Raw genomic sequence first — 25,555 nt, 5'->3', positions numbered from 1 at the left:
ATCCAATAATCTTACTTTTTAATATTCCAATAATTTTTCTTTAAATATATCTCTTAAAAACTCTGGCATTAAATACTCTTTTGGTAATTCTTTCAATGTTGGGAAATAACGACCGAACGTATACATATCTATCGTACCTAGTACATATTCTTTGTCGTCTTCGATTTCTTCTCCATTCAGATAGTAACGCCCTGTAGAATGAATGTACCCTAAATTATAAAGAATATATCCTCCAAATATATTCCCTCTGAAACCCAAACCTTGTGCATGTTCATACATATATTCTTGTTTATTACTTTTAGCTATAATCTCTTTTAATTTCACACCAAAAAGTCTAACCCTTACCATATTAATCGGATGCGGTAACATTTGATGAATGTCATATTCTGTCACTTCATCTTTTACAATATCTTTAACGAGTAAGCCAGCATTGATGATGGCACATTGTGCATGTGTATACTCACAAACACTTTGAGCTAATAAGTATGCAGCTTCAGTTATGTGATTCATACTACGCTTAAGCACTACTGGATGTTGAATTACTGAATTGGACATTAACGTTTTTCCTTCTTCTTCAAATGAAGTTTCAACTTCAGGTAATGTTTTTAAAGGAATAATCTTTGCAGTTTTATGTACTACTTTATGTGCCTCAAAAGTTAAATTAACCTCTCCAAGATAATTACCATACTTTCCAGCTGCCGCCATCAGTACACCATTATTGATTTCACCATGTTCAAAATAATGATGCGTATGACTACCAAAAATGACATCAATTTCAGGCAATTCTTGGCATAATGTTTCATCGAAGAAAATGCCACAATGACTTAGCACGATTAATACATCAAATTTACCTCGTTGAAGTTCAATTTCTTCTTTTATAGATTCAAGTGGATCGGTAACAATCCAATTTAGTGCACGATAAAATGGGGTAAAAGGTGCTGTCGCTGCAACGAATAGTATTTTCACACCGTCTATGTCCTTAATATAAGAAGAAACGATATTATTTGGTAAATGACCTGATTCATCTATAACATTGCTACATGTCACTATAAATTTTGCTTCGTCGTAAAGGTGATTTAAAGCTTCGTGTGAAATGGTCATCCCTTCATTATTACCGATTGTTGCAACATCACATTTTGCTTCATTTAGTAATGCCACATTCTTTTTACCTAAAGTTGCTTCAGTTATAGGTGCGGATAAATCTACATGATCACCTAGATCAACATATAAAGAAGGATGATTAAGTCGTGGCCGATGTTCTGCCATATATGCTTTAATGCGTTCGTATTCATGTAAATGACTATGAATATCGTTCGTATGATAAATTGTAAGCCTCAAATTGACGTCCTCCTTTTAAAGTTGTATTAAATCAACGCACGAATAATTAAATATATACCCATTAACAACATTACTGTTCTCAATAATGTTACTACCGTATCTGACTTAATTGATTGATTCACTTTGACACCGATTTTCGCACCAAAATAACTAGAAATAATTAAAATGATTGCATAACCCCAAGCTACGTGACCTTGAGCAATGTGCCCTATAGAACTCATGACACTTGAAAAGAAAATCATCATCATACTTGTTCCAACAGCTACATGAGGTGGAAATCTAAATACAATAAGCATTAGTGGCGTCATTAGTGCGCCACCTCCAATACCAAATAAACCTGTCAATATACCAATTAAAAACGTTGTAATAAAAGCAAACAATGGTGGAACACTATAATGATATGTTTTACCTTTAGCGTCTACATAAGTCTTTTCATACTTGGGTTTATCGAAAATTTTAAACGGTTTAATCTTATTTCTTACCATTAATAAAATGGCTACGAAAATTAAAAAGATACCAAAATATAAATTAAATGACTCAAATGTTAAATATCTACTAATGAAGGACCCAAGCAATGAACCTGGTAATAGTCCAAATAAAAAGATGGAACCATTTTTAATATCAACTTGTTTTGTTTTTAAATATCCAAGTGATGAAGAAAGTCCTGTCACAATTAGAATGACTGAAGACGTCCCTATCGCTACTTGTGTTGTAATATTATGTAGTAATCCATGTTCAACACCGAGGTAAACCATTGTTGGAACGATAATAATACCGCCTCCAATGCCTACGATAGACCCTATAATCGCTGACAAACCTCCGATTAAAACTAATAATGTAATTGTTAATAACATAGTCGTCGCCTCTTAAAATAATTTTAATTGTTGTGGTGCTAACCCTTCATATTCTATATTCAATAATCGCTGATATGTTTTGGCATTATTTGCTGCATGACCACCAGAATTATTGTTAAATATGACGTAAACTTTCTTAGCTTTTTGTGCTAATATTTGTGCCTTTTGTGCCAAGTCTATTAATTCTTGCTCATTATAATCATATAAATAGCGTACATCGCGCCATTCTTGATCTGACATATCTTTCTTAGTCCAACCGTAATGATTACGTCCATGATAACGTACAAACGCAATTTCATTTGTGATTCGATTGACTAAAGGTACACTGCCATCTTTCACTTGTGGTTCATCAACTACTGCATGAATGATTTGATGTTCTGTTAAAAATGCCAATGTTTGTTCTTTAAATGCATCACTAAACCATGATTGATGCCTAAATTCTACACACATTGGAAATGCTTGTAATTGCTGTCTTACATACAAAATATATTTGATATTTTGTGCATTGCAGTCAAACCATGGCGGAAATTGAACCAATACCATTGCTAATTTTTTCTGTGTATGTAAGGGCTCTAACATATTCTTAAATTGATCAAATAGTTCTTGCCTTGTATCTGCAAATGTTTTGTAGTCTGCATGCAATGTGAGTGCTTGATGAATTTTGACCACAAATTCAAATGTATCAGGCGTTTCTTTTATCCATTTCAATATATTTCTTTCCGGTTGTATCGCATAGTATGTCGCATCTAATTCGACAACCGGAAAATGTCCAGCATATGTTTTAAGTTTATCGGTTTGGCGTTCTAAATCTTCATATAATGAATAGTGATCACCCCAACCTGTTAATCCGATGTTTATCATATATATCACCAATGTCATCATACCATATAACTTTTATCATAATCATTTCAGCGAACTTTAGTTTGATAATTTCGTTTGACTAGATTGGTAAAATAGAAACGCAATCCACAAAAATGGCAAGCACTAAAATAATGTTTGGGGGTGCTTGTGCTTTTGTGGATTGCGGTCGATTCGATTATTTATATTGCATGATTTGATTAATTTGATTGATTATATTGGACATGATGGTGTTGGCGGGATGCGTTGTTGCTAGTCGCGGGCTTTGTCCACTCCACATATGTGTTAACTCTTTGTCGCCGATGTTTGCCGCGGCTTTTCTTATGCTACTTGTTAGCTCATTTTGTATTGGATAATCTGGGATGTCGCCTTCGTATTGGGACATTTCTTCGATAAACCTATTGTTGATACCGCGTGCAAGCTTTCCACTAAACGCTTTTGTAACGACTGTATCTGTTTCTTTACTATTTATAATTGCGTCTCGTAGTAGTTCTGATGCATTACTATCTTGTGATGTTAAAAATGCAGTGCCCATTTGTACCCCTTCTGCACCTAAGACAATACTTGCCAAAACTCCTCTACCGTCCATAATTCCACCAGCGGCAATGACCGGAATTGAAACGACATCTACAATTTGTGGCACTAAAGATATTGTTCCAACCATAGGTAATTGATTTTTAGGTTTTAAAAATGAACCACGATGTCCACCTGCTTCACTACCTTGAGCAACGATAGCATCCATACCCGCTTTTTCATTCGCAATAGCTTCATCAACACTTGTTGCTGTACCTATTAGCTTAATGTTTGCTTCTTTCAATCTTTTTATAATAGATTCGCTTGGAATTCCAAAAGTAAAACAACATACAGGCACTTGCTTTTTAATTATCGTATCAATATGACACTTAAATTGTTGTTCTTCGGTAATTTTTACAACCGGCTCTTCTAAATGTAATGCGCGTCGATAAGGTTTTAACCATGCATTCATATTTTCAATTTGACTACTAGTATATGATTGTTGACTTGGTACAAAGACATTTACGCCAAAAGAATTTGACGTTAATTGGCGTACATAATCTATTTCATCTTCCAATTGCTGCGTATTAAAGTAACCTGCGCCTATTGTGCCTAACCCACCACTGTTACTTACTGATGCAACTAATTTCGGTGTCGTACTTCCTGCCATACCTGCTTGTATAATTGGATATTCAATACTTAACATTTGAGTAAGTCGATTCTTATTCCACATAGCTGTTCGCTCCTTATATAGATACGTTGCGATTTTTCCGTTGTTGAAATTGAATTTGCTGTTGAGAAAGTTTTTCTTTTTCCTTTTTATCCATCTCATCTTCAATTTCCATACCTAATAATTCTTCAATTAAGTCTTCATGTGACACTATCGCTTCAGTACCACCAAATTCGTCCAACACAATTGCTAAATGTTTTCTAGAAATAGTCATCTTACGTAATACCCATTCAGCTTTATTGTGTTCATTCACAAATAATGGCTTAGCTGAATAGTTTGTAATTTGATTTTCTTTTTTATTACTCCAAGCCAACAGATATTTAGAATGAAACACTCCAATAATGTTATCAATATCTCCCTCGTACACTGGATATCTAGTGTATGGCTTATTCATAACCGTTTCATAAACTTCTTCGTATGTCGCATTTGAAGCAAATGCCGTCACATTAATTCTAGGTGTTGTATCTACATCTTTTACTTTTAAATTTTCAAAATTAATGACACCTTCCAACCTACTCGTCTCAATTTCATTTAAAGCACCTTCATGTCCAGCAATTGCTAACATTGTTTTAAATTCTTCTTTTGAAAATTGATGTTCTTGAGGTTGACCCTTAGATAAACTTCGATTAATACTGTCCGTCAACTTATTTAAAAGTAATGTGATAGGGCGAAACACAATGACACAAATATTAATAATTGGATATACAAGCCTTGTTATTTTATCTGGAAATGTTGCAGCGACAGACTTGGGAATCACTTCGGAAATCAAAATGATAACAACTGTTAAAACAGCTGATGCAATACCAACGCTAATCCCCCAACGTAAAGCCATAATTGTAACAAGTGTTGGTAATAAAATATTCGCGACATTATTCCCAATTAGAATCGTTGTAATAAACTCACTTGGTTTTTCAAGTAACTTTACAATGCCTTTTGCTTTTTTATCACCTTTGTCAGCTTCAGTTTTAAATTTTGTTTTATTGGCAGCCGTTAATGCCGTCTCGCTTCCTGAAAAGAAAAACGAAATAAATATCAATATAATTATGGCAATGATCACGCGTGTAGTCTCCTTATTGTCATATCTTATTTTTATTGTAGTTACTTAATTCCCGACGTTCTCGTTTAATAAACCAGTTAAAATTCATTATATATAATAGTCTTAATAATGATAATTAATATGCATTTTTAGTCATAGTTACTTTAATGCATTCATTAGTAAAATGATGCTATAGTTCGAGCTGTTTGTTATTATTAAATTTGCATAATGAAAAATTTCAACAAATTCAGTTTATGACATAGTTATAATCATTTGAAACCATTATAATGATAACAACCAGTTTCTCATAAATTTATTCTAATTATCTTTTAAATAACTTTAGACAAGTACTTGTTTATATCCAAATATAGAAAGAAGGATTAACATGTATTTTGTTTTAGCAATATTTACAATAATCAGTGCCAGTGTAAGTTTAGGTTATTCAATTCAAGCATGTGCATCTAGCCATAATATAAATGCATATTATGCACTTAGTCGAAGCTTACCTTTATTTTTATTAGCTATTTTTTCTTTAGTCATTCATAGTGCTATATTTTTGATAACTATATCCATTGCAATGATCTTAGTTCAATTTTTAGATGCGATTGTTGGTTATAAAAGTGAAGATGTCTTTAAAACTTATGGTCCATTAGCAACATCTGTAGTGAACTTAATATTATTAATAGTTTTCTTATTTTAACTCACTTATACAACGAATCTTAATCGAACTAATATCGAATTATCTAAAGAATATTTGATGTAGCTTTCAATTAATTTAATAAAGACCAGCACTCTAATGCCACAATCATGTTGTATTTGTGTTGTCGCTTTATCCACCATCAATGATTATTTTTTACACCAATCAAAAAATCGAACTGATATAAATAAGTACAAAGCTTATCTATCAATCCGATTTAGTTATAAAACAAAAAAAGCCACAGTAATGTGGCTTTTTGTTATATTCAGTATCAAAATGGTATCAATAGCCATTTTCGGAAGTCAAGAATGGCTTAACAACGCGGTTTAAAGCTATCCAATACTACCTTCCATTTCGAACTTGATTAAACGGTTCATTTCGACCGCGTATTCCATTGGAAGTTCTTTTGTAAATGGTTCGATGAATCCCATAACAATCATTTCTGTCGCTTCTTCTTCAGAAATACCACGACTCATTAGATAGAATAATTGTTCTTCAGAAACTTTTGAAACCTTGGCTTCATGTTCTAATGATATTTGATCGTTGAATACTTCGTTATATGGAATTGTATCTGATGTTGATTCGTTATCTAAGATTAATGTATCACATTCAATATTTGAACGAGCACCTTTTGCTTTACGTCCAAAATGAACAATACCGCGATAAATAACTTTACCACCATTTTTAGAAATAGATTTAGAAACAATTGTAGAAGATGTATTAGGTGCTTTATGAATCATTTTAGCACCGGCATCTTGAACTTGTCCTTTACCAGCAAATGCAATAGATAATGTACTACCTTTTGCACCTTCACCTAAAAGAACACAGTTTGGATATTTCATCGTTAACTTAGAACCTAAGTTACCATCTACCCATTCCATATTTCCGTTTTCATAAACAAAAGTACGTTTTGTAACTAAATTGTATACATTGTTCGCCCAGTTTTGAATCGTAGTATAACGAACGTGCGCATCTTTATGCACAATGATTTCCACAACAGCAGAGTGTAAAGAACTAGTTGTATAAACTGGTGCAGTACAACCTTCTACGTAATGTACAGAAGCACCTTCATCAGCAATGATTAATGTACGTTCAAATTGACCCATGTTCTCAGAGTTAATACGGAAATAAGCTTGTAGTGGCGTATCTAGTTTGATATTTTTAGGTACATAAATGAACGAACCACCTGACCATACTGCTGAGTTTAACGCCGCAAATTTGTTATCTGCTGCAGGTACTACAGAAGCAAAGTATTTTTTGAATAATTCTTCATTTTCTTGTAAAGCACTATCTGTATCTTTAAAGATAATACCTTTTTCTTCAAGTTCTTTTTCCATATTATGGTAAACAACTTCAGATTCATATTGAGCAGAAACACCAGCTAAATATTTTTGTTCAGCTTCAGGAATTCCTAATTTATCGAAAGTTCTTTTAATTTCTTCTGGCACTTCATCCCATGAACGTTCAGCTTGTTCTGAAGGCTTTACATAGTAAGTAATGTCATCGAAATTCAATTCTGATAAGTCGCCACCCCATTGAGGCATTGGCATTTTATAAAACAATTTTAATGATTTAAGACGGAAATCTAACATCCATTCCGGCTCATTTTTCATGTTAGAAATTTCTCTAACGATATTCTCAGTTAAACCACGTTCTGATCTGAAAATGGACACATCATCGTCGTGGAATCCATATTTATAATCCCCAACATCAGGTGCTTTTTTAGCCATTTCAATCACTCCTTAAAAATATATTTACAACGGCGTGCGTAAGTTTTTAATTCATGATGTAAACCATATTATAACAATGACATGACATCTTATAAAAATTTTTATACTTTTATATGTCTAATATCAAAATTATCTATGATTAACAGCATTCTATTCTTCTTCAGTCGTACCTTCTGCTTTACCTTCTTTAGCAACAGTACCTTTTTCCAATGCTTTCCAAGCTAATGTGGCACATTTAATACGAGCTGGGAATTGAGATACACCTTGCAATGCTTCAATATCTCCCATTTCTTCTGTAATCACATAGTCTTCACCAAGCATCATTTTCGTAAATTCTTGGCTCATTTGCATTGCTTCTCCAAGTGAATGACCTTTAACAGCTTGTGTCATCATCGATGCACTTGCCATTGAAATCGAACAACCTTCACCTTCAAACTTAGCATCTTTTATAATGCCGTCTTCTATATCAAATGTTAGTCGTATACGGTCACCGCATGTCGGGTTATTCATATCTACTGTCATAGACCCGTTATCTAATACACCTTTATTTCTAGGATTTTTATAATGATCCATAATGACAGATCTATATAATTGATCTAGATTATTAAAATTCATAAGAGAAAAACTCCTTCGTTTGTTTCAAGGCATTTATTAACTGATCAACGTCTTCTTTCGTGTTGTATATATAAAAACTCGCTCTAGCTGTTGAAGACACATTTAACCATTTCATTAACGGTTGCGCACAATGATGCCCAGCTCTAACCGCTACACCTTCTGTATCTACGGCTGTAGCAACATCGTGTGGATGTACATCTTGTAAATTAAACGTTATTACACCTGCACGACGATCCTTTGGCGGGCCATAAATTTCAATTCCTTCAATTGCAGACATTTGCTCATAAGCATATATCGTTAATTCTTGTTCATATTTATGAATTGCATCAAAACCTATGCGTTCTAAATAGCGAATAGCTTCTGCAAGCCCAATTGCTTGAGCAATTAATGGAGTACCCGCCTCAAATTTAGTAGGTAAATCAGCCCATGTTGCATCATACTTACTTACAAAATCAATCATGTCGCCACCGAACTCAATCGGTTCCATTTTTTGTAGTAACTCACGTTTACCAAATAATACGCCAATACCTGTTGGTCCAAGCATTTTATGACCACTAAAACTATAAAAATCAGCATTCATTTCTTGCATATCAAGTTTCATATGTGGTGCTGCTTGCGCCCCATCAACACTGATAATTGCACCATGTTGATGAGCTATTTCTGCAATGGTTTTAACATCATTAATTGTACCGAGCACATTAGATATATGTGCAATAGCAACGATCTTTGTTTTATCATTAATCGTTTGCTTAATATCCTCGATGTTTAATTCACCGTCAGCTGTCATTGGTATAAATTTCAATGTCGCATTTTTACGCTTTGCTAACTGTTGCCAAGGAACAATATTGGCATGATGTTCCATTTCAGTGACAACAATTTCATCGCCCTCTTCAACATTTGCATCACCATAGCTATGTGCTACAAGGTTAATCGACGCAGTTGTTCCGCGTGTAAAAATGATTTCTTCAAAATACTTCGCATTAATAAAACGACGAACGGTTTCACGGGCATTTTCATAACCATCAGTTGCCAATGATCCTAATGTATGAACACCACGATGAACGTTTGAATTATAACGCTTGTAGTAATCTTCTAAAACATTTAACACTTGCACAGGCGTTTGACTTGTCGCTGTTGAATCAAGATATGCTAAACGTTTGCCATTGACTTTTTGATCTAATATCGGAAAATCCTTGATTACTTCATTAACGTCAAATGAGTGTTCGGCCACTTCATTCACGACCTTTCTTAAATAAAAATCCTAATCATTTAAATACTGACGTTGTATTAGTCTTATACCAATATCGACAGTCTATATCTATTACAAACTTTTATTTTCAAAATATTATTTAGAAACTTTGCGTTCAATTACTTCTCTCAATTGACGTTTAACGTCTTCGATAGGTAATTCACGTACTACTGGATCTAAGAAACCATGTATAACAAGACGTTCCGCTTCTCTTTGAGAAATACCACGACTCATTAAATAGTAAAGTTGATCTGGATCAACACGACCTACTGATGCAGCATGACCAGCTTGTACATCATCTTCATCAATTAATAAAATAGGATTCGCGTCACCACGAGCATGTTCAGATAACATTAATACACGTGATTCCTGATTAGCAATTGATTTAGTTCCACCATGCTTAATGTAGCCGATACCATTAAATACAGACGATGCATGTTCTTTCATAACACCATGTTTAAGGATATAACCATCTGTTTCTTTACCATATTGTACGATTTTAGATGTTAGATTAATTTTTTGTTCGCCTGTACCTATAACTACTGATTTAAGTGAACTTGTTGAACGATCACCAAATAAATTTGTTGTATTATCAATAATTTGGCTACCCTCATTCATTAAACCTAGTGCCCAATTAATTGAGGCATCCGCTTCAGTAATACCACGTCGAATGATATGACCTGTAAAGCCTTTATCCATATAGTCCACTGAGCCATATGTGATATTTGAATTTGCACCAGCAATCACTTCAGAAATAATATTTAATTGATTTCCTTCACCAGATGCATTTGATAAGTAATTTTCAACATATGTGACTTCGGCGCTTTCTTCAGTAACGATGATAACATGGTTATAAAAGCTTGCATTTTCGTCGTCGTGCAACACAACGTATTGTACTGGATGTTCTACAACTACATTTTTAGGAACATAAACAAATACGCCACCATTAACTAATGCCGTGTGTAGCGCTGTGATACGATGTTCATCTACTGTTACTGCATCTTTCATAAAGTACTTTTGTACTAAATCACTATGGTTCATAAGAGCGTCTGCTAAACCTTCAACGATAACGCCATCTTTCGATGCATTATCATCAACTTGTGTGTACGCAATCGTATTATTATGTTGAATTACTAAGTTTTTAGAATGATCTACGTCAATAATTTCTCTTACTGACTCAGGTAATTGTGATAAAGATTGATAAACATCACCTTTTACATCGTGTTGTTTAAAAGAATCAAAATCCCATTTTCTTAATTTTGTTTTATCAGGTTTTGGCATTTCTAAAGTTTCTGTTAATTTCAAAGCTTTTTTACGTAATTCTGTCATCCAAGAAGGTTCATTGTGGGCTTTAGAATAATCAACAAGTTGTTCTTCAGAAATGTTCAAAATATCAGTTGTCATAACTTTTTCCTCCTACTTGATGAAATTTACTATTTCGTATAAATGTTCATTTTCATCATATATAGATGAACATCTCATGGATACTGTATTAATAAGATTATTCAGCTGAACCGAACTCTTCTTTAACCCATTCATATCCTTCTTCTTCAAGACGTTTTGCTAATTCTGGACCACCAGATTTAACGACTTTACCAGCATACATTACATGTACTTTATCAGGAGTAATGTAATTTAATAATCGTTGATAGTGTGTAATCATTAATGCACCAAAGTTTTCCCCACGCATTTGGTTAATACCTTTAGATACAACTTTTAATGCATCGATGTCTAACCCTGAATCGATTTCATCTAAGATTGCAAACTTAGGTTCTAACATCATTAATTGTAAGATTTCGTTACGTTTCTTCTCTCCACCTGAGAAACCTTCATTTAAATAACGTTGTGCCATGTCTTTATCTATGTCTAGAAAATCCATGTTTTTATCTAATTTCTTAATAAATTGCATTAAGTTGATTTCTTGTCCTTCTTCACGTTTCGCATTGATTGCTGAACGCATGAAATCAGCATTTGTAACACCTGTAATTTCTGATGGATATTGCATTGCCAAGAATAATCCTGCTTTTGCTCTTTCATCAACTTCTAATTCTAAAATATTTACACCGTCTAAAAGTACTTCTCCTTTAGTTACTTCATAGCTTGGGTGTCCCATAATTGCAGATGATAAAGTTGATTTACCTGTCCCGTTTGGTCCCATAATCGCATGTATTTCATCAGTGTTAATTGTCAAGTTAACACCTTTTAAGATTTCTTTATCCTCAATAGACACATGTAGGTCTTTGATTTCTAATGTTGATGCCATTTTATATTCCCTCCGTAAAATATAAAGTTTTCTTAACTAGTTTATAATAATTTTAATTTGTAGTCAAAAAGACTTTGTAATAATGCGTTCAGTTAATTATAACTTACTTATACCTTAATATAAACAACTTAAACCCTTTTTATTATTTTTAATAACTCTAAAGTACAACTCTAATCCGCTCTCTTTAAAAATATAAATGATAATAAGTGCACATAATTTCTCAATGGATTTTATGAATTTAAAATATGTTATCATTTCACTAGGACATTTGTAATATGGTATGATGCTATTTATGATTTTATTCCAATCGTTTGAAAGGAGTTATTCATGCAACAATTTAAATGGATTAATATTCTAAAAGGTTTTGCTATGGGAACGAGTGACTTGGTACCTGGTGTTAGCGGTGGGACTATCGCATTATTGTTAGGTATTTACAATCAATTTATCGCTTCAATTAGCGGCATATTCTCACGACGTTTTTGGCCAAGTTTTACATTTTTAATCCCCATTATAATTGGAATGTTACTGGCAATGGGATCACTAAGTAATCTTTTTAATTATTTATTAAGCCAACACCATATTCCAACTATGTTTTTCTTTGGTGGATTAATCATTGGTATCGTTCCATATTTATTGAAAATTTCTAACTATAAAACGTCATTTACAACTAAACATTACATGATGGTTATAGCTGGTATCGCTATCTTAATTGTTATTACATTAATGAATAATGGTGATAAACATGCTGGAGAAACACTTACTCTATCAACTAGTCTTATTATTAAATATTTTATTGCAGGTATGTGTGCATCTAGTGCTATGTTACTCCCAGGTATTTCAGGGTCATTTATGTTATTAGTATTTGGCTTCTATGGTACGGTCATGCTAGCAATATCTGAAGTTGTTAAACTTAACTTTGCAGGTCTTCCTATATTACTTGCAGTCGGATTTGGCGTGCTTGCTGGATTCATTATTTCAAGCAAAATTATCCAGTATTTCCTAACACATCATAAACTAATGACTTTTGCATTAATCATTGGTTTTGTTGTTGGCTCCCTCTTTGCAGTATTTCCAGGTTTACCAACTAATATCGTGATGTGGTTCGTTTCATTAGTAGTATTTATCATCGGTTTTATTGTAAGTTTGACTTTAGGTCGAATTACCGCTGAAAATGAATAATCATTTTAGGGGTGATAAAATATTTTCAGTATCTCGTTAATCATATGCAATATATGTCTCGTTTTGTATACATATTATTGGATATCATTAGCGAGTTTTTATTTAGTTTTTTTCTAACATTAAAATAATTATTAATAAATTTTGGTATCCACTTTTTTAATACAAAAACCACCTAGCCGATGGTTATACCGACTAAGTGGCATGTGCAGTGTATTAGGAATAAAAAGTAAAATTACTCGCCTTTGTTACCTTTTACTTTATCAATAAAATCAGTTGCTTTTTCTTTTGCATTTTCAACGAATTCTTTCGCTTTACCAGAAGCTTTATCTTCTTTACCTTCGTTTTCTAAATTTTTATTATCAGTAACATTACCTACTGTTTCTTTAACATTACCTTTTGCTTGTTCAAATTTACTTTCGTCTGCCATAATAAATGCCTCCTCGGAATAATTAAATGTTATATATAATACTTACCCACTGAAAAATTATCTAAACATTTTACTTAAATAATTTTTGATATTGATTTGACGTCATTTTATAACTAGCGAAATAGATTCATCATTAACTTGAGGGAGTGGGACTGAAATAATAAAGAATCACTAATGATTTATGATGTATTAGTCACTAGCCATGTGAAATTAAAAATAAGAATAAATGAGTAGCACGCATGCATATAGGATTTTACTTTATCCGTAATAGCATCTCATTCCTAAATATCATATAAATACCTGTTTAAATTAAAAAGCCCAGCAACATCACGTTACTGAGCCATTAATATGATTTATTTAGCAGGAATAACTGCACCATTGTATTTTTCATTAATGAAGTCTTGAATATCTTTAGATTGTAATACTTCAATTAATGCTTTGATTTTCTTATCATCTTGATGTCCTTCTTTAACAGCAATTAAGTTTGCATAAGGATTATCTTTCGCACTTTCTACAGCAATAGAATCTTTTTTAGGATTTAGTTTTTGTTCGATTGCAAAGTTCGAATTAATGATAACAGCATCAGCGTCTTCATTTTGATAAATTTTAGGTAAGAATTCTGCTGATTGTTTATTATTAAACTTAATATCTTTTTTATTCTCTGTAATATCACTAAACTTAGCATCTTCAATTTTTACGCCTTTTTTGATTTTAATTAAACCTGCATCAACGAAGAATTTTAAGAAACGTCCTTGTTCAGCTGGATTATTAGACACATAGACTGTTGCACCTTTTGGTAATTCTTTTAAACTTTTATACTTTTTAGAGTATACAGCCATAGGTTCTAAGTGAACATCACCGGCACTTACGATTTTGTAACCTTTATCCTTTTTCTCTGTGTTTAAATATGGTGTATGTTGGAAATAGTTTGCGTCAATTTCACCTTTGTCTAGTAATTTATTAGGTGTAGTGTAATCGTTAATTGTTTTAATATCTAGTTCATAACCTTTTTTCTCTAATAATGGTTTTGCTTTTTCTAAAATTTCAGCATGTGGTGCTGGTGAAGCACCTACTGTTATTTTCTTGTCGTCACTGCCACTTTTGTTTCCATTACCGCAAGCTGCTAATACAACTGCAAATGTTAATACTAAAATAAGACCAAATAATTTTTTCATAAAATGAAACCCCCAATTTATCGTTTATCAAGTTTATTTGTAAGCCAATCCCCAATGAATTGGATTATAAATACAATAATTAAAATAAAAACTGTTGATACTAAAATGACATCATTTTGATTTCGAGTGAAACCTGTTAAGTATGCTAAATTTCCTAAACCACCGGCACCAATTACACCTGCAACTGCTGTTGAACCAACTAAAGCGATTGCTGTAACTGTAATGCCAGACACTAGCGCTGGCATAGCTTCAGGTAAAAGGACTTTACGAATTACTGTCCAAGTATTAGCGCCCATTGACCAAGCCGCTTCGATGACACCTTTATCAATTTCTTTAAAAGCAATTTCTACGAGCCTTGCATAAAACGGTGCTGCGCCAATGATCAAGGCTGGTAACGCACCTGTCGGACCACTTATCGTTCCAAGTATCAAACTTGTAAATGGAATTAATAATAAAATTAAAATAATAAATGGTATCGCTCTAAATAAGTTAACAATGAAAGAAACGATAGAATAAAATAACCTTGCACCGATAGACTTACCTTTAGCAGACAAGAATAATAACACACCTAAAATAAGACCAAGTATAAATGCAAATATAGTTGAGACGACTGTCATGTATAGTGTTTCGACTATTGCAGTCCAAACTTCTGGCCACTGAATATTAGGCATTGTAATCATTTCATTTATAATTTCACTAAATGATTTACCCATGTCTTAACACCTCCATTTTAACTTGTCGCTCAATTAACTCTTTTTCGAATTTTCCGAAATCTACACTTGAAATATATGGAATATGCAGAACTAAAAAGCCGACTGTTCCATTTTTTGTATTTTTAATATTTGCTTCTAAAATATTAATTTTAATATCATAGGCAGTTGATAGACTCGATACAATAGGCTCGGTTGTTGTTGAACCAGCGAAAACTAATCTAACGATATATGCATCTTTTTCTAATGGCTCTAATTCTGTTAAAGATGTTTCGAAATCATCATTTAAATCGTCTTTCACAAATCGTTTTGTCACAGTGTGTTGCGGATTTTCAAAAACCTGTGTCACCGGTCCTTGTTCTATCACTTTACCACTTTCCATAACTGCAACTTCATCACAAATACGACGAATGACATGCATTTCATGCGTAATTAGTACAATTGTTAAATTTTGTTGTTCTCTAATTTTTAGTAGTAGATCTAAAATTTCATCTGTTGTTTGCGGATCAAGTGCACTTGTTGCCTCATCACAAAGCAAGACCGTTGGATCATTAGCTAACGCTCGTGCAATCCCAACACGTTGCTTTTGTCCACCTGATAACTCTGATGGATAAGCCTTTTCTCTACCTTTTAAACCGACGAGTTCGACAAGTTCTAATGCTTTTTGCTTAGCTCTCCTTCTAGGGACACCTGCAATTTCAAGCGGAAACATAATATTTTTTAACACAGTCCTTGACCATAACAAATTAAAATGTTGGAAGATCATACTTACTTTTTGTCTTTTTGCTCTTAATCCATTTTTGGACAATTGACCTATATGGTCTCCATCTATAATAACTTCACCTGATGTAGGCGCTTCTAAATGATTAAACATTCGAATCAAAGTACTTTTTCCTGCTCCAGAAAAACCAATGACGCCATAAATCGATCCTGCTCGAATCGATAAATTAACGTGATCTACAGCAAGGACTTCTTTATTTTTAGTCCGATATTCTTTAACAACTTCTTTTAATTCAATCACGTTGATTCCTCCCTGTGTTGCTTAATAAAATAAAAAATGCTTTCTCAATATCGATAGAAAAATTGAGAAAGCAATAGTAGTATTGTTTCTCTCATCTTCAAAAGTTAAAACTTTATGTGAATTGGCACCATTTCTATATAAGACGGTTGCCGGGCTTCGTAGGGCACATCCCTCCACCACTCTCGATAAGAGTTTACGCATCATTTAATTTGTATTAATCCTAACACCTTAGTAAAATTTCGTCAATAACTATTTTAAATTTTCTAACAAATCAGTCACCGATTTAAATGCATAAATTCGTTTTACTTCTTTATCTTTATTCATCAACAATAAAATCGGCGTAGACATGATTTGCATATCTTTACAAAACTGAGGATAAAAGTTTAAATCTATTTTCAATAATGGTAACTGCAATATTTCATTAGCAATGTCTAACATTCTTTCTGAAACCTTACAAGTACCACACGTTGGTGTATAACCAAAGATTAAATGTTTGTCTTCCTCATAAAATGTAGTTACATCTTTGATGTCTAATGAATTATTCATTTACTAAAACTAACCTTTCATTATTTATATTCGGTAAAAGAGGTGTTTCTTTCTTACAAGTAAAGCCATGTTTTGAAAGTACATGCGCCAAATATTGTTTGGGGCAATTCGCAACTTGACAGTAAGTTTTATCAATAAATATATGTTCACTTTCACTCAAATAACGTTTAAACCAATTTCTAATTCGATCTCCTTCGTCATCAGAATCGGCTAATACAAAAACTTGTTTATCATACAGTGATTCTATCATATCATCAAGCTTATCTATACTCATTGTTCCATGAGTACAAATAATATTGACTGGTTCTGCAATAACCTGTTGCACCCTTTTTTTATCAGATTTTCCTTCAACAATTATCACTTTATTTACAATAGCCATCATCATCACCCTTTAAAATCAATAAACATCTGTCACTGTATCATTTCACAAAATTGGTATGAATAAAACATAAATCACAAAAAATTTAAACTAGCTTAATATAATAATTACAAACTCAATGTTTGACTAGCTGGAACATTTAACATAAGCAGACAAAGGCTAAGTCAAAAATCAACATCCTAAAATCTACAATGTTATATTAACAATAGTTAACCAAAAGAAAATACACCTATAACAAACTTTTCAATTATAGCGGGGCCCCAACACAGAAGCTGGCGGAAAGTCAGCTTACAATAATGTGCAAGTTGGGGGCCCCAACATAAAGAAATACTTTTTCTTTAGAAATTAGTATTTCTTATGCATGAGTTTTACTCATGTATTCCTATTTTTAAATACACATTAGCTGTGGCTTATGAAAACAGGCTGGGACATAAATCAATGTTCTATGCTCTACGAAGTTATATTGGCAGTAGTTGACTGAACGAAAATGCGCTTGTAACAAGCTTTTTTCAATTCTAGTCAGGGGCCCCAACACAGAGAATTTCGAAAAGAAATTCTACAGGCAATGCAAGTTGGGGATGGGCCCCAACAAAGAGAAATTGGATTCTCAATTTCTACAGACAATGCAAGTTGGGGTGGGACGACGAAATAAATTTTGCGAAAATATCATTTCTGTCCCACTCCCTAGATTGATCTATAGATACTACACTTATTAAAGTAATATATTTTTATGATTCTCTTAGCTGCAATCCCATGAATACATGTAATCATCAAACTTCATAGCCTCAAGGTCAGTAGATTTTACTAAGATATTGGCAATACCTAAATCACCCCATATAATCGAAGAATTACCATCTCTTGTAGAATCAATTTGCAGTAAGACTCTATCATACATTTTCAGTTCTTGATCGTTCGTTCTTGGATCTATTTGGTCAAAATATGGATAACCACCAAGTTGATTAAATGGTTCCTTAGCAGTAAATGTGTTACACACAGGTTCCATCAATTCATCATAACCACCAAACATTGATTTTAGCGCGAAGGATGGATTGACTTTATTCCACAATGCAAGCACGTCCTCATCGTACTTATAATCAGTACATGTAATAGTTTGTTTCGACAATCTAAATTCTATAGAAAATGCTCCACTGAACGGGATATCCTCATTATCAGCATCTAATGACTTCAAATGCGCTTGAATATTTTCGAGTGATAAATCTGTAATTGGCTCTTTTATATAAACAAGCCTTGAGTTTATATTGTTTCCCTTTAAATTTTCAGACATACCATACATTTGATCTTCTGAACTAATCCAAAACTGCAATATCCCTTCTTTTACAGGAAATAATTCTTGTTGTTCTGGAAGATTATCCAAATTAATCTGTGCTAACAATACCATTGGTACATTATTTTCATCTAATGGTATATCTTTAAAAGATTTTAAAAATGGCATTCCACCAATCTTACTCTGGTTTAATGTTTCTTCTTTCATCTCTTTTAGAACCATTTCAATACATGGTAGTACTGGTAAATTACCGTTTTCTACAGATTCTACGAAACGGTTATATGCTTTTTGCTCCTTTTTAGAAAGATGACTAACGTCTTGAATGTTTAGCATATTAACTTCCCCCAATTTTTATTTTTAAAATAGCTAAATTCATTATTTTCATCATTCTTGAATAATAAAATGTAGCAATACTCCAAATAATAGTACCTAATAAATTTTCTTTCATATTATTTACTTACTCAGACTAAAAATAAACTCCTCAATCTTAGATTAAGGAGTTACACGGTGATTATTCACCAATCATTTCTGAATATTTTTCAGCTGTTAATAAAGCTTCAATCTGACTTTCATCACTAATTTCTACTTTTACCATCCATGCTTTTTCGTATGGAGATTCATTTACAAATTCGGGACTATCTTCTAGTTCTTCGTTGACTTCAACTACTTTACCAGAGATTGGTGCATATAATTCTGATACAGTTTTAACTGATTCTACGCTACCAAACGTATCCCCTTCATTAATTTCATCATCTGTTTCTGGTAATTCAACGAAAACAATATCACCTAACTCGCTTTGTGCGTATTCTGTGATTCCAATTGTTGCTACATTACCTTCAACTTTAACCCATTCATGCTCTTTTGAATATTTCAATTCATTTGGTACTGCCAAGAGAATCCCCTCCTAATTAATCTTTACATCATTAATGATGCCATAAGGCTAGATGCTATTCAACTATATTTATAAAAATTAACAATTGTATAGCTTATTTCATTTTACATGTAATGAATCTAAATATCGAGATATTTAGTAAACGTTTACATTATACTTACGCTAACCAAGTCTCTTTATATTGATCTTCTTTAAATCCTAACGTTATCTTATCGCCCATTACTGCTAGAGGACGCTTTACTAACATACCATCAGATGATAACAACTCTAACTTTTCATCATCTGATAAAGTTTGTAATTTATTTTTCAAATCAAGCTCACGATATTTCGCGCCGTGTGTATTAAACAATTTATTAATTTCTACGCCTGTATTTGCAATTATTGTTTTAAATTCATTTATTGTAGGTGTATGTTGAACGATATCAATTGGTTCATAACTTACGCCATATTCATCTAAAAACTTTGCTGCCTTTTTACAAGTTGTACAATTCTTATATTGGTAAAATTTAATCATACGACTGCAACCTCCTTTATGTATTTAAAATAAATATATCATTTTCCATAGCAAAAGGCTTTCATTTTGAAGCTAAAATTTTTTATTATGTTATAAATTTAGCTATAATAAAAATTATTAAACTATCTAGAGGAGTTGTTACAATGCAAGCAATCAAAAGTAATGAATCATTTAAATCTGTGATTAATAGCGATACACCTGTAATTGTTAAATTTGAGGCAGGATGGTGCCCAGACTGTCGTGCTATGGATTTATGGATTGACCCAATCGTAGAACAATATAAAGATTACCAATGGTATACTGTTAATCGTGATGAATTAGAAGATGTAGTTGTTGAAAATGAAGTTATGGGTATCCCTAGCTTGCTAGTATTTAAAAACGGCGACAAAATTGCACACCTTCATTCAGCAAATGCTAAGTCACCTGAGCAAGTTGAATCATTTTTAGCAGAAACTTTTAAATAAATACTAAAATAAAAATGTGTATATACTGCACAATAAAAAGCTGAGACTGTGATTGTACCGACTCTAGTAAGTTAGATTAAATCTCTAACTCGATAGATGTCCATCAATTCATGACTCAGCTTTTATTAATGTTTCTATAATTATACATATTAATATAATGTAATTAAGTTTCTATTTTTACGTGGTGCTTTAGGCATATCTTCTTCTAAATCCGTTAAATATAAGAATCCAGAAAGAACTTCATCTTTCTTTATACCAAGTGTTTTTCTTACTTTAGGATCATAGATATATAATGGCGATTTCCAACATGTACCTATTCCCGCTTCATAAAGTAACAACATAAGATTTTGTGCATATGCACCAAATGCAAAGTAGTTTTCATCATTTTGACGTTGTCTTGGATCTGTTTTTAAAATAAGCAATAACATGCCACCTAGTTTCGTAACTGCATCATAATGACATTGTTGCTTATCTAATTCATTAGGAAATGCAAATTTAGAAATATCCTTACTCATATCTCCTAATCTGTCTTTCGGAACATGCACAACTCTCCATGGTTCCCTCATTCCGTGATTTGGAGCATCAGCAGCTTTCTCAATTGCTTGATATAGCAATGCGTCATCTATGTGCATATCTCTTTTAAATTTTTTCACACTTCTTCTATTAGCTATTGCTTGTTGTAATTCCATCTAAAATCGCTCCTCCACGAACAATGATAATACTTCTCAATTATAAGACAGCACTTACACAAAAGCAACCTAATTCATTTTATTAGTATAAAGTCACTTGTGCTTTTAAATCAGTAACATCAATCTGTCCTGGAGCTTGTGGTTCTCCGATACAACCATAAGTCAATGCACCACCAAAAACGCCTTGAGCCGTTCTACTTATTAGTCCAAGTTTAGACATTGAAATACCAACAACTTTGCAGTCCATAGTATCTGAAAATGTAGACATTGCCTGCAATAAATTTAACACATCATTTTTATTATGTGGCATTACTGCTAATTTAACGTATTCTGGGTTGAATTTTTGCATTTTAAAAAATATAAATTGCAATTCATCTAATGGAGGCGTACTTTCGAAATTATGATGTGATATAACCACCTCTTTATTATACTGTTGCAAGTGTGTAATGATTCGTTGATGTTTTTCAATGTCAATATCTGCTTGCCATTCTATATCAATCATATCTATGCCATTGATATTTGCTAAGTCTGATATTAAATTAAGATACAAGTCATTTATAAATTGCCCATAGCCACCTTGTAACTTTGTACGATACGTAACTAATAATTTGAATGAATCTTGCATAACCTTCAGCTTTGTAATCATTTCTGCCACTTGATCAACTGTGACATTTTCAATTTGATCAATTCGTAATTCTAATACGTCTATTGCATCAATACGATGATTAATTTTTTGAATTAAAGTTTCTTCGATAGATAATTGTGGCGCGATAGTCGCTACTACTTCCACATGTGTCATAGTAAATCCCTCATTTCAGATACTCATTATTTTTATTGTAAACAACAACTTTTTATCCTTCAATCAAACAATGCTATAAATGAAAATGATTAAGGTATTTTCGAATGGGTAAAGCATAAATGTATTTTAAATTAGGAGGTTATAAGAATGGCAATACATTATGAAACTAAAGCGACGAATGTTGGCGGACGTAAAGGACATGTTTATACTGATGATCGAGCGTTAGATATTGATATCGTTTCGCCTGCTCAAGCAGATGGTAAAGCTACTAACCCCGAACAATTATTTGCAGCAGGTTATGCATCTTGCTTCAACGGTGCTTTCGACCTAATTTTAAAGCAAAACAAAGTGCGTGATGCTCATCCAGAAGTAACACTAACAGTGAGACTAGAAGATGATTCAGACTCAGAAAGTCCTAAATTAAGTGTTTCAATTGATGCGACAATTAAAAATGTTATATCTCAAGAAGAAGCTGAAAAATATTTACAAATGGCTCATGAATTTTGTCCATATTCAAAAGCGACTCAAGGAAATATTAATGTCGATTTAAATGTAAATGTTGTAGATTAGCATTAACTTAAAGAGATTATTCAACGTTATTAATAAAATTCACATAAAATTCAAATTTGCCAACCAAAAATTTTTGGTTGGTTATTTTTTCTATTCGTGACTGAAATTTCTGGCAATATTTAACTGAAAATGATTGTCCCTTAGTCATCATAAATGTGACCGGTTCCAATACTGGCTTGACTTCTTCGCATACCGTCTACAAATAAAAGTCCAGTGTCGACCAATAACCAATTCCATAATTTCCTGAACTTAAAAATAAATATAATTAAATTGATAATCCATTTACAAGAATGTGCATATAAATCAGTGATTGCAAAATTTTAATAAACATTTTAATATGTAATTAAGAAATTTTTTTAGTACAAAATCTTTCTTAATAATGATTAAGGAGGTCAGTAATGATAGAAATTAAAACATTAACGAATAATGATTTTAATGAGTATAAGAGACTTGTTTCGACAGTCAATGAAGAATTCACTCAAGATTCACATTATAGTCAAACAATGACTGACACCTTAATACATGACATTTTAAATCAAGGTTCACCGAAATGTATTGTATTTGGCTGTTATGAAAACGAAACACTTATCGCAACAGCTGCCTTAGAACAAATTCGATACGTTGGAAAAGAACATAAATCATTAATTAAATACAACTTTGTTACTAATAACGATAAATCGATTAATAGCGAGCTCATTAATTTCATTATTAATTATGCACGGCAGAACAATTACGAATCTTTACTTACATCAATTGTGTCAAACAACATAGGTGCTAAAGTTTTCTATAGTGCACTAGGATTCGACATTCTTGGTTTTGAGAAAAATGCAATTAAAATCGGAAATACCTATTTCGATGAACATTGGCTTTTTTATGATTTGATTAATAAGTAATACAGTTTTATATATTCTACATTTCTCATAAATTCAAATCATATAGGTTCTATTTTTCATACAACTACTCTACTATTGAGTAGTTGTTTTTTATTTGATATGATAACAATAAGTTTTTTCAGAATATTCTATGTTTTAGAGGTGTCAAAACTTAATGGTAACCGCAATTATTCATGGATTTATCTTAGCGATTGGTCTAATTTTACCTTTAGGTGCACAAAATGTATTTATTTTTAACCAAGGAGCTAATCAACCAAAATATAGATATGTATTGCCTGCAATAATTGCAGCCGGGTTGTCAGACAGCTTACTTATTATTATTGCAGTGGTAGGAGTATCTATCATTATTATGTCTTTACCTGTACTTCAAGCAATTATTTATATAGTTGGTTTAATTTTCTTGATGTATATGGCTTGGACCATTTGGCATGATAAACCCTCAACAGATGGAGAAGCTCAAATTATGTCTCCAATGAAACAAGTAAGTTTTGCTTTATCAGTTTCATTACTCAATCCACATGCTATTTTAGATACAATTGGTGTAATTGGTAGTAGTGCTGCATTATATAGTGGCAGCAATAAAATTGCGTTTACAATCGCTTGTATTAGCGTTTCATGGTTATGGTTCTTTTTACTCGCAATTTTAGGAGAAATGGTTGGATCAATTGATAAAACCGGAAAATTATTAACAATAATCAATAAATTATCAAGCATAATAATTATTATTGTTGCTCTGATGATATTACAAAAACTTATTCAATTATTATTCTAAAGCGTTATACAAAAGACATGCTTGTGTCTATGTATAACGCTTTATTTATTATAAATTTGGATCAATTAACTCAACAAATTTAAATGTTCCATTGTCATATTCAAATTTCAGGATATTACAATTACCGATATTATGCTTTAATGCTTCATCTAGTTTAAGGCAATATCTTAAAAATACTCCCATTATTGTTCCATGACTCACGACTAATGCATTATTCTTTGTTTGAGACATAATGTCATGTAAAGTTTTCACAATGCGATCTTCAACTTGTTGCCTTGCCTCTCCTTTGAAAGGAACAATTCGATCTCCGAATAAGTCTTCAGGCTTGTATAGATTATCAAATAGATAGACTGACTCACCTTCAAATAATCCAAAATGCCATTCCTTCAGTCCCTTAAAACGTTGATACGATTGGTTAGGTGCAACATTTTCAAGTGTGTCACTTGCGCGTTCTTGCGTTGATGATGCATATAAATCGAAGTTTATCCCCTTAGTTTCATAATAACTACGTGCCTTTTGAGCTTGAGCAATTCCAAGTTCTGTTAGCGGCGAATCTCCAAATCCCTGAATTAGTCCCTTAAAATTAAACAAAGTTTGTCCGTGGCGCATTAAATATAACGTTTTAGCCAACAATAACACCTCTTCAATAAAAAGTATTGATAGCTCAAAATGTATTCTCTTTTTATTAAAATGAGTACCAAATATATTAAACCATTATTTAAACTTTTTCGGTAGCGAAAACCTTTGCTTTTGATGTACATTTTTTCATAAGTAATGATGATTTTAGTTTAAAAGATAATGTGACGGGGTAAAACGCAATGAAGAGTACAGAATTTTAAAGGAGTGAGTGTTTATGGATAATCATAATCAATGTAATTATGTGAATCCACAAAATGTTTCACTTGACTGGGAATGTTTTATAATTAGTAAAAGTGAAATGTTGTTAGATGGTGTACCAAATGAACTTATCAACACTTGGTTAGATAAAGACATTATTACACCATTTTCGATAAGAAATGATGAAATAAACTTTAAAACAAAAGATATTTGGGATGCACTAATACATCATAATTGGTACTACTCAAATTAATTTGCCATATATAAGCTAATAGCTCTATTTGTAGTTTCAATTAATTGATGATCTGTGTAATTAGACATCACATATGCTCTAATTACTTGGTGTCTTTCTTCTAATCGAGGGAATGCTTTATCTTCACTAACGTGTTCGGCCAATATACCAAATGGTGTGTTATCATTTTGAAAACCCATGATGAAATTGTAAAACGTCATAAGACTTGCCCCCTTCATTTATTAAGCGCTATTTAAAGTGTTATTATCTGTCTCTTTATACACATCT

The 25,555-nt window shown here is 32.4% G+C and carries 31 protein-coding genes and 1 riboswitch; of the genes, 7 read left to right on the top strand and 24 right to left on the bottom strand.

Annotated elements, in window-relative coordinates; genetic code table 11:
• Positions 1-18: 18 nt before the first annotated feature.
• The 5 genes from IDG66_RS10140 to IDG66_RS10120 form a co-directional block, all read right to left on the bottom strand.
• The gene (locus IDG66_RS10140) at positions 19-1,338 is read right to left on the bottom strand and encodes a bifunctional metallophosphatase/5'-nucleotidase (protein WP_001241220.1); all 1,320 of its coding nucleotides are present in this window, start codon (positions 1,336-1,338) and stop codon (positions 19-21) included.
• 26 nt (positions 1,339-1,364) lie between these two features.
• Positions 1,365-2,192, bottom strand: coding sequence for a sulfite exporter TauE/SafE family protein (locus IDG66_RS10135; RefSeq protein ID WP_000927632.1), 828 nt, complete (start codon positions 2,190-2,192; stop codon positions 1,365-1,367).
• A 12-nt stretch (positions 2,193-2,204) separates the two neighbouring features.
• Positions 2,205-3,053, bottom strand: coding sequence for a DUF72 domain-containing protein (locus IDG66_RS10130; RefSeq protein ID WP_000608129.1), 849 nt, complete (start codon positions 3,051-3,053; stop codon positions 2,205-2,207).
• A gap of 175 nt (positions 3,054-3,228) precedes the next feature.
• Entirely contained in the window at positions 3,229-4,296 is a 1,068-nt protein-coding gene (locus tag IDG66_RS10125; protein ID WP_000267250.1) for an NAD(P)H-dependent flavin oxidoreductase, read from the bottom strand.
• Positions 4,297-4,309: 13 nt separating this feature from the next.
• The gene (locus IDG66_RS10120; protein ID WP_000582332.1) at positions 4,310-5,350 is read right to left on the bottom strand and encodes a hemolysin family protein; all 1,041 of its coding nucleotides are present in this window, start codon (positions 5,348-5,350) and stop codon (positions 4,310-4,312) included.
• Positions 5,351-5,714: 364 nt separating this feature from the next.
• On the opposite strand from IDG66_RS10120, the gene IDG66_RS10115 reads away from it, so the two are divergent.
• Entirely contained in the window at positions 5,715-6,029 is a 315-nt protein-coding gene (locus IDG66_RS10115) for a hypothetical protein (protein WP_000274029.1), read from the top strand.
• Between the two features lie 5 nt (positions 6,030-6,034).
• Here the strand turns inward: IDG66_RS10115 and IDG66_RS10110 are convergent, their stop codons facing one another.
• The 6 genes from IDG66_RS10110 to sufC all read right to left on the bottom strand — a co-directional run bounded on the left by IDG66_RS10110 (position 6,035) and on the right by sufC (position 11,883).
• A complete protein-coding gene (locus IDG66_RS10110; RefSeq protein WP_001790198.1) occupies positions 6,035-6,172 on the bottom strand; it encodes a chorismate mutase in 138 nt (45 codons plus the stop codon).
• A gap of 186 nt (positions 6,173-6,358) precedes the next feature.
• The gene (gene sufB, locus IDG66_RS10105; protein WP_001074405.1) at positions 6,359-7,756 is read right to left on the bottom strand and encodes a Fe-S cluster assembly protein SufB; all 1,398 of its coding nucleotides are present in this window, start codon (positions 7,754-7,756) and stop codon (positions 6,359-6,361) included.
• 150 nt (positions 7,757-7,906) lie between these two features.
• Positions 7,907-8,371, bottom strand: a complete 465-nt coding sequence (gene sufU / locus IDG66_RS10100; RefSeq protein ID WP_001010508.1) for a Fe-S cluster assembly sulfur transfer protein SufU — start codon at positions 8,369-8,371, stop codon at positions 7,907-7,909.
• Complete coding sequence (locus IDG66_RS10095) at positions 8,361-9,611, bottom strand: cysteine desulfurase (RefSeq protein ID WP_001006454.1); 1,251 nt, start codon at positions 9,609-9,611, stop codon at positions 8,361-8,363. The genes sufU and IDG66_RS10095 overlap by 11 nt, the downstream gene beginning before the upstream one ends.
• A gap of 105 nt (positions 9,612-9,716) precedes the next feature.
• Positions 9,717-11,024 carry a Fe-S cluster assembly protein SufD gene (gene sufD / locus IDG66_RS10090; RefSeq protein ID WP_000205570.1) on the bottom strand — a complete coding sequence of 436 codons (1,308 nt, stop codon included), beginning with the start codon at positions 11,022-11,024 and terminating at the stop codon, positions 9,717-9,719.
• 97 nt (positions 11,025-11,121) lie between these two features.
• Complete coding sequence (gene sufC, locus IDG66_RS10085; protein WP_000168845.1) at positions 11,122-11,883, bottom strand: Fe-S cluster assembly ATPase SufC; 762 nt, start codon at positions 11,881-11,883, stop codon at positions 11,122-11,124.
• Between the two features lie 327 nt (positions 11,884-12,210).
• Here sufC and popT point away from each other — a divergent pair, with 327 nt between their 5' ends.
• Positions 12,211-13,062 (top strand): polyprenyl-phosphate transporter PopT, encoded by an 852-nt coding sequence (gene popT, locus IDG66_RS10080; RefSeq protein WP_001183856.1) that lies wholly within the window; start codon positions 12,211-12,213, stop codon positions 13,060-13,062.
• Between the two features lie 232 nt (positions 13,063-13,294).
• Here popT and IDG66_RS10075 read toward each other — a convergent pair whose 3' ends face one another.
• The 9 genes from IDG66_RS10075 to IDG66_RS10035 form a co-directional block, all read right to left on the bottom strand.
• Positions 13,295-13,489 carry a CsbD family protein gene (locus IDG66_RS10075; protein ID WP_000752917.1) on the bottom strand — a complete coding sequence of 65 codons (195 nt, stop codon included), beginning with the start codon at positions 13,487-13,489 and terminating at the stop codon, positions 13,295-13,297.
• A 353-nt stretch (positions 13,490-13,842) separates the two neighbouring features.
• Positions 13,843-14,664 (bottom strand): MetQ/NlpA family ABC transporter substrate-binding protein, encoded by an 822-nt coding sequence (locus IDG66_RS10070; protein WP_000732326.1) that lies wholly within the window; start codon positions 14,662-14,664, stop codon positions 13,843-13,845.
• Between the two features lie 17 nt (positions 14,665-14,681).
• Complete coding sequence (locus IDG66_RS10065) at positions 14,682-15,377, bottom strand: methionine ABC transporter permease (RefSeq protein WP_000520233.1); 696 nt, start codon at positions 15,375-15,377, stop codon at positions 14,682-14,684.
• Entirely contained in the window at positions 15,370-16,395 is a 1,026-nt protein-coding gene (locus IDG66_RS10060; protein ID WP_000571218.1) for a methionine ABC transporter ATP-binding protein, read from the bottom strand. The genes IDG66_RS10065 and IDG66_RS10060 overlap by 8 nt, the downstream gene beginning before the upstream one ends.
• A gap of 88 nt (positions 16,396-16,483) precedes the next feature.
• Positions 16,484-16,587, bottom strand: a riboswitch (SAM riboswitch).
• 57 nt (positions 16,588-16,644) lie between these two features.
• Complete coding sequence (locus IDG66_RS10055) at positions 16,645-16,941, bottom strand: thioredoxin family protein (protein ID WP_001065801.1); 297 nt, start codon at positions 16,939-16,941, stop codon at positions 16,645-16,647.
• The gene (locus IDG66_RS10050; protein WP_001018962.1) at positions 16,934-17,320 is read right to left on the bottom strand and encodes a toprim domain-containing protein; all 387 of its coding nucleotides are present in this window, start codon (positions 17,318-17,320) and stop codon (positions 16,934-16,936) included. The genes IDG66_RS10055 and IDG66_RS10050 overlap by 8 nt, the downstream gene beginning before the upstream one ends.
• Positions 17,321-18,059: 739 nt before the next feature.
• Positions 18,060-18,938: a YwqG family protein gene (locus tag IDG66_RS10045; RefSeq protein WP_000932228.1), complete on the bottom strand. Its 879-nt coding sequence runs from the start codon at positions 18,936-18,938 to the stop codon at positions 18,060-18,062.
• Positions 18,939-19,116: 178 nt separating this feature from the next.
• The gene (gene gcvH, locus IDG66_RS10040; RefSeq protein WP_000290489.1) at positions 19,117-19,497 is read right to left on the bottom strand and encodes a glycine cleavage system protein GcvH; all 381 of its coding nucleotides are present in this window, start codon (positions 19,495-19,497) and stop codon (positions 19,117-19,119) included.
• A gap of 157 nt (positions 19,498-19,654) precedes the next feature.
• Positions 19,655-20,011, bottom strand: coding sequence for an arsenate reductase family protein (locus IDG66_RS10035; protein WP_000589549.1), 357 nt, complete (start codon positions 20,009-20,011; stop codon positions 19,655-19,657).
• A 143-nt stretch (positions 20,012-20,154) separates the two neighbouring features.
• On the opposite strand from IDG66_RS10035, the gene IDG66_RS10030 reads away from it, so the two are divergent.
• Positions 20,155-20,475, top strand: coding sequence for a thioredoxin family protein (locus tag IDG66_RS10030; protein ID WP_001147953.1), 321 nt, complete (start codon positions 20,155-20,157; stop codon positions 20,473-20,475).
• 149 nt (positions 20,476-20,624) lie between these two features.
• On the opposite strand, the gene IDG66_RS10025 is transcribed toward IDG66_RS10030, so the two are convergent.
• Positions 20,625-21,164, bottom strand: a complete 540-nt coding sequence (locus IDG66_RS10025) for a nitroreductase family protein (RefSeq protein ID WP_000422910.1) — start codon at positions 21,162-21,164, stop codon at positions 20,625-20,627.
• Between the two features lie 82 nt (positions 21,165-21,246).
• A complete protein-coding gene (gene aroD / locus IDG66_RS10020; protein ID WP_000150012.1) occupies positions 21,247-21,963 on the bottom strand; it encodes a type I 3-dehydroquinate dehydratase in 717 nt (238 codons plus the stop codon).
• A 147-nt stretch (positions 21,964-22,110) separates the two neighbouring features.
• Between aroD and IDG66_RS10015 the strand changes: the two genes are divergently transcribed.
• From IDG66_RS10015 to IDG66_RS10005, 3 genes are all read left to right on the top strand, one after another.
• Entirely contained in the window at positions 22,111-22,533 is a 423-nt protein-coding gene (locus tag IDG66_RS10015) for an organic hydroperoxide resistance protein (protein WP_000974464.1), read from the top strand.
• Positions 22,534-22,931: 398 nt separating this feature from the next.
• Positions 22,932-23,426, top strand: coding sequence for a GNAT family N-acetyltransferase (locus IDG66_RS10010; RefSeq protein ID WP_000569884.1), 495 nt, complete (start codon positions 22,932-22,934; stop codon positions 23,424-23,426).
• Between the two features lie 154 nt (positions 23,427-23,580).
• On the top strand, positions 23,581-24,198 hold the full coding sequence (locus tag IDG66_RS10005) for a LysE/ArgO family amino acid transporter (RefSeq protein ID WP_000255544.1): 618 nt from the start codon (positions 23,581-23,583) through the stop codon (positions 24,196-24,198).
• Positions 24,199-24,246: 48 nt separating this feature from the next.
• Here the strand turns inward: IDG66_RS10005 and IDG66_RS10000 are convergent, their stop codons facing one another.
• Positions 24,247-24,828 (bottom strand): histidine phosphatase family protein, encoded by a 582-nt coding sequence (locus tag IDG66_RS10000; RefSeq protein ID WP_001140696.1) that lies wholly within the window; start codon positions 24,826-24,828, stop codon positions 24,247-24,249.
• 223 nt (positions 24,829-25,051) lie between these two features.
• Here IDG66_RS10000 and IDG66_RS09995 point away from each other — a divergent pair, with 223 nt between their 5' ends.
• The gene (locus tag IDG66_RS09995) at positions 25,052-25,288 is read left to right on the top strand and encodes a hypothetical protein (protein WP_000368687.1); all 237 of its coding nucleotides are present in this window, start codon (positions 25,052-25,054) and stop codon (positions 25,286-25,288) included.
• Here IDG66_RS09995 and IDG66_RS09990 read toward each other — a convergent pair.
• Positions 25,285-25,488, bottom strand: coding sequence for a sterile alpha motif-like domain-containing protein (locus tag IDG66_RS09990; protein WP_000145163.1), 204 nt, complete (start codon positions 25,486-25,488; stop codon positions 25,285-25,287). The genes IDG66_RS09995 and IDG66_RS09990 overlap by 4 nt on opposite strands.
• Positions 25,489-25,555 lie beyond the last annotated feature (67 nt).

It is taken from the genome of Staphylococcus sp. EG-SA-18, from assembly GCF_017151825.1.
In the GTDB taxonomy this organism is placed as follows: domain Bacteria; phylum Bacillota; class Bacilli; order Staphylococcales; family Staphylococcaceae; genus Staphylococcus; species Staphylococcus aureus.
The sequence above is the reverse complement of the archived record's forward strand: the minus strand, read 5'-3'. Positions and strand labels throughout refer to the sequence as shown.

What these genes read in the sequence shown, in the direction of transcription:
- IDG66_RS10135 (WP_000927632.1), bottom strand. Translation starts at nt 2,192, where the DNA reads ATGTTATTAACAATTACATTATTAGTTTTAATCGGAGGTTTGTCAGCG.
- IDG66_RS10130 (WP_000608129.1), bottom strand. Translation starts at nt 3,053, where the DNA reads ATGATAAACATCGGATTAACAGGTTGGGGTGATCACTATTCATTATAT.
- IDG66_RS10125 (WP_000267250.1), bottom strand. Translation starts at nt 4,296, where the DNA reads ATGTGGAATAAGAATCGACTTACTCAAATGTTAAGTATTGAATATCCA.
- IDG66_RS10115 (WP_000274029.1), top strand. Translation starts at nt 5,715, where the DNA reads ATGTATTTTGTTTTAGCAATATTTACAATAATCAGTGCCAGTGTAAGT.
- sufB (WP_001074405.1), bottom strand. Translation starts at nt 7,756, where the DNA reads ATGGCTAAAAAAGCACCTGATGTTGGGGATTATAAATATGGATTCCAC.
- sufU (WP_001010508.1), bottom strand. Translation starts at nt 8,371, where the DNA reads ATGAATTTTAATAATCTAGATCAATTATATAGATCTGTCATTATGGAT.
- sufD (WP_000205570.1), bottom strand. Translation starts at nt 11,024, where the DNA reads ATGACAACTGATATTTTGAACATTTCTGAAGAACAACTTGTTGATTAT.
- sufC (WP_000168845.1), bottom strand. Translation starts at nt 11,883, where the DNA reads ATGGCATCAACATTAGAAATCAAAGACCTACATGTGTCTATTGAGGAT.
- popT (WP_001183856.1), top strand. Translation starts at nt 12,211, where the DNA reads ATGCAACAATTTAAATGGATTAATATTCTAAAAGGTTTTGCTATGGGA.
- IDG66_RS10075 (WP_000752917.1), bottom strand. Translation starts at nt 13,489, where the DNA reads ATGGCAGACGAAAGTAAATTTGAACAAGCAAAAGGTAATGTTAAAGAA.
- IDG66_RS10070 (WP_000732326.1), bottom strand. Translation starts at nt 14,664, where the DNA reads ATGAAAAAATTATTTGGTCTTATTTTAGTATTAACATTTGCAGTTGTA.
- IDG66_RS10065 (WP_000520233.1), bottom strand. Translation starts at nt 15,377, where the DNA reads ATGGGTAAATCATTTAGTGAAATTATAAATGAAATGATTACAATGCCT.
- IDG66_RS10055 (WP_001065801.1), bottom strand. Translation starts at nt 16,941, where the DNA reads ATGAATAATTCATTAGACATCAAAGATGTAACTACATTTTATGAGGAA.
- IDG66_RS10050 (WP_001018962.1), bottom strand. Translation starts at nt 17,320, where the DNA reads ATGGCTATTGTAAATAAAGTGATAATTGTTGAAGGAAAATCTGATAAA.
- IDG66_RS10045 (WP_000932228.1), bottom strand. Translation starts at nt 18,938, where the DNA reads ATGCTAAACATTCAAGACGTTAGTCATCTTTCTAAAAAGGAGCAAAAA.
- IDG66_RS10035 (WP_000589549.1), bottom strand. Translation starts at nt 20,011, where the DNA reads ATGATTAAATTTTACCAATATAAGAATTGTACAACTTGTAAAAAGGCA.
- IDG66_RS10030 (WP_001147953.1), top strand. Translation starts at nt 20,155, where the DNA reads ATGCAAGCAATCAAAAGTAATGAATCATTTAAATCTGTGATTAATAGC.
- IDG66_RS10025 (WP_000422910.1), bottom strand. Translation starts at nt 21,164, where the DNA reads ATGGAATTACAACAAGCAATAGCTAATAGAAGAAGTGTGAAAAAATTT.
- aroD (WP_000150012.1), bottom strand. Translation starts at nt 21,963, where the DNA reads ATGACACATGTGGAAGTAGTAGCGACTATCGCGCCACAATTATCTATC.
- IDG66_RS10015 (WP_000974464.1), top strand. Translation starts at nt 22,111, where the DNA reads ATGGCAATACATTATGAAACTAAAGCGACGAATGTTGGCGGACGTAAA.
- IDG66_RS10010 (WP_000569884.1), top strand. Translation starts at nt 22,932, where the DNA reads ATGATAGAAATTAAAACATTAACGAATAATGATTTTAATGAGTATAAG.
- IDG66_RS10005 (WP_000255544.1), top strand. Translation starts at nt 23,581, where the DNA reads ATGGTAACCGCAATTATTCATGGATTTATCTTAGCGATTGGTCTAATT.
- IDG66_RS09995 (WP_000368687.1), top strand. Translation starts at nt 25,052, where the DNA reads ATGGATAATCATAATCAATGTAATTATGTGAATCCACAAAATGTTTCA.
- IDG66_RS09990 (WP_000145163.1), bottom strand. Translation starts at nt 25,488, where the DNA reads ATGACGTTTTACAATTTCATCATGGGTTTTCAAAATGATAACACACCA.